The sequence below is a fragment of the Motilimonas sp. 1_MG-2023 genome (assembly GCF_030547455.1).
Taxonomy (GTDB): domain Bacteria; phylum Pseudomonadota; class Gammaproteobacteria; order Enterobacterales; family CBDFNC01; genus Motilimonas.
The window spans coordinates 1-274 of record NZ_JAUOPX010000164.1 but is presented as its reverse complement, the minus strand read 5'-3'; the positions used below and the strand labels follow the sequence as shown (position 1 = coordinate 274).

Annotated in this window: 1 protein-coding gene; it reads left to right on the top strand. The window is 54.7% G+C overall.

Annotation, left to right across the window (positions count from 1 at the left end; all coding sequences use genetic code 11):
- The coding region (locus Q4519_RS21870) for a hypothetical protein (RefSeq protein WP_303516065.1) at window positions 1-274 on the top strand (274 nt) is incomplete at both ends.

Below are 274 nucleotides of genomic sequence, written 5' to 3'. Positions count from 1 at the left end.
ACTCGAAACAGGGCTACATTTCTTTTGACGACAGGCTGCTAAAGTCAGGCATGGTCGGAACGGATGTCCTTCGGGCCGAGGTGTTATCGCGCTATCTGGATGCCAAGTTCATTCGCAGGGATCAGAATTTGGCCGACCTGAAGCCGTTGACCAAAGATGTCGTCGCGGGACTTGTTCGCGCGTCGTTCGGTGTCGCACCGTGGACGCTGGCCAATACCTCTCAGGCGCTACAAACGCATGAACGGACGATTCAACTTCGATTGAAGGCAGAAGG